The organism is Aeromonas molluscorum 848 (genome assembly GCF_000388115.1).
GTDB lineage: Bacteria > Pseudomonadota > Gammaproteobacteria > Enterobacterales > Aeromonadaceae > Aeromonas > Aeromonas molluscorum.
In genome coordinates this window covers 1-2,589 of record NZ_AQGQ01000265.1, presented here as the reverse complement: position 1 = coordinate 2,589, position 2,589 = coordinate 1, and the positions used below count along the sequence as shown (strand labels likewise).

The 2,589-nt window shown below is 60.5% G+C and carries 2 protein-coding genes and 1 pseudogene; all 3 read right to left on the bottom strand.

The window, feature by feature from the left end; all coding sequences use genetic code 11:
* Nucleotides 1–101: 101 nt before the first annotated feature.
* The 3 genes and pseudogenes from G113_RS19755 to G113_RS19745 all read right to left on the bottom strand — a co-directional run bounded on the left by G113_RS19755 (nucleotide 102) and on the right by G113_RS19745 (nucleotide 2,551).
* Nucleotides 102–896, bottom strand: a complete 795-nt coding sequence (locus tag G113_RS19755) for a ParA family protein (protein WP_005912726.1) — start codon at nucleotides 894–896, stop codon at nucleotides 102–104.
* A gap of 4 nt (nucleotides 897–900) precedes the next feature.
* Nucleotides 901–1,815, bottom strand: coding sequence for a flagellar motor protein MotB (locus G113_RS19750; RefSeq protein WP_005912723.1), 915 nt, complete (start codon nucleotides 1,813–1,815; stop codon nucleotides 901–903).
* A gap of 2 nt (nucleotides 1,816–1,817) precedes the next feature.
* Nucleotides 1,818–2,551 (bottom strand): annotated as a pseudogene (locus tag G113_RS19745) (flagellar motor protein).
* Between the last annotated feature and the right edge of the window lie 38 nt (nucleotides 2,552–2,589).

Sequence of the window (2,589 nt, the reverse complement as noted above, 5' to 3'; positions counted from 1 at the left end):
TGAGGCGCTGGCTCGGGCGCCATATACCTCCTCCAGCAGGAGATCATCGATTAGCAGCGAATGGAAGTAGTCATCCATCGCCCGGGTCTGGGTGACCTCGCTCATACCACCACCTCCTGCACCCGTTTGCGCTCCAGAGCGTCCAGGTGCGTTAACAACGTCTGATAGGCATAGCAACCCCGGCTGGCGGGGGCAAAAATGGAGGGTGGCATGTGCTCCAGGCTGGCATCCCTGAACTTGGTGTCGATGGGGATCACGGCATTCCACACCGCCTCGCCATACTGCTCCTTGATCGATTTCAGCGTCAGCAGGGAGGCGCGGGTACGCTTGTCGAACATGGTCGGGATCACGGTAAAGCGGAACTTGTCACGTTTGGAACGCTGCATGATCTCGAAGGTTTTCATCATCCGCTCCAACCCCTTCAAGGCCAGGAACTCGGTCTGAACCGGCACCAGAATACGATCGCACGCCGCCAGGGCGTTGACCATCATGACCCCGAGTACAGGGGGGCAGTCGATCAATACATAGTCGTAGCTGTCCTGAATGCGCAGCAGCGCCCGTTTGAGCACCAGCCCCATCCCCTCCCGGTTGCCCATGACCCTGTCCAGGGTCGCGAGCGTGATGGAAGCAGGCAGCAGGCTGATATTGTCAAAGCGCGTCTTCAAGGTCACCTTGTTGATCAGCTCGCTGCTGGGTTTTACCGCCTGAAACAGCTCATACAGGGTGCCATCGAGCCGGTCTGAGTCATAGTCGAAATAGGAAGTAAGAGATGCATGGGGATCGGTATCGATCAACAGCACACGCTGCCCCTTCTGGGCGAGGATCCCGGCCAGTGAGACGACTGTGGTGGTTTTACCTACCCCACCTTTTTGATTGGCAACCGCCCAGACAATCACAGTGTTAATCCTGTCTCGTGGTAATTCGTATGCCGCCGCCCGGTAAGGCAATGACTCTAATGGCTTGTGCATCGGCCTGGGGAGCGCTTTGCTCGACCTGGGCCACGACGGGTTGTGCTGCCGGTGCCGGTGGGGCTACCCAACGCAGGCGAGAGATGGCGACCACGACCTGACGATTCTTTGCCCTGCCCCCCTCGGTCTCATTGCTGGCGAAGGGAGAAAACTCCCCGTAGGCCTCAAAGGCGAGCCGCTGTGGCGCAATGCCCTGACCGATGAGGGTCGTGAGCACCGCCTCGGCCCTGGCCGCAGAAAGTGCCCAGTTGGAGCTGAAAATCTCATTATGGATCTGCTGGTTATCGGTGTAGCCCCGAATCCTCACATAGTTATCGACCGGTTTGAGAATACTTGAGAGGCTATTGAGCAGTGGCGATGCGTTCGGCCCCATAAAGGCGCTGCCGCTCGAAAAAAGCAGGGCAGAATCGAGGGCAATATTGAGCCACTCCTTGTCCTGCTGGATATCGACCAGACCTGCCTCAAGCAGGGGCGCCATCGCCTTGCGCAGCTGGGCATCCAGAGTGGGGAGCGGTTCCCCCTGCTGGGCCATGGGCACCCCGGAGATGGGGGCCAGGGCAATTGCCTGCGCCTGCGAGGGGTCGGGTATGATCTTGTCCGGCGCTAGGGCTGGGGGGACGATGGCGGGCCCCTCCCGCTCCAGCAGTCCCTCGCCCTGCAAAGGACGCGCCTCAAAGGCCTGGGTCATGCCTTCGATCACGACCCGAAACTTATCCTTGTCGACCATGGCCACCGAATAGAGCACCACGAACAGCGCGAAGATCAGGGTCATGTAATCGGCGTAGGATACCAGCCAGCGATCCAGCTGTTCATGGCCTCGCAGGTGAAGACGATAGCGCTTGCGCATGTTCACTCCCCCTTGAGGTAGACCCTGAGCCGACGCTCCAGCTGCAGGCTGTTCTCGCCATGGGCGATAGCCAGCAGTCCCTCCAGGGTCATCTCCTGGTAGAGGCCATAGTGGTAATGGAATGCCCGCAGCCGGTTGGCGAGCGGCAAATAGACAAGGTTGGCAAAGCCCACCCCATAGATAGTCGCCACGAAGGCCACGGCAATACCGGCGCCAAGCGCCGCCGGGTCTTCCAGATGAAACATGGCTTGGATGAGGCCGAGCACCGCCCCTATGATGCCGATGGTCGGGCTGTAGCCACCCATGGATTCAAACACCCGGGCCGCATGCTCATTGTGCTCCTGGCTGATATCGATATCGGCCTCGAGCAGCTGGCGCATCTGCTCGACCGGCACCCCATCCACCAACATGGTGAGCCCCTGGTTGGTAAAGGGATCCACTTCACCATCGGCCGCCTCTTCCAGGGCCAGCAACCCCTGCTGACGGGCAAACATGGCCCAGCGTTTCAGCCGCTCCCCCTGCTGGGCGAGATCCCAGGCGGCGGTTCAGCACCAACCAGCTGGCCAAAGGCCTGCAGCAAATATTGGCGCGGAGTCTGCAGTATGACGGCACCCAGGGTGCCGCCCACCACGATGAGAAAGGCGGGGCCGTCGAGCAGGGTCAGCAAGCTGCCACCATGCCACCATTGGGCTATGGCAATGGCCGCCAGCGCCAGCGCTAACCCAAGCAGCGCCATTTAGCGACCTAACTCGACCAGGATGCGCTGGGCGACCC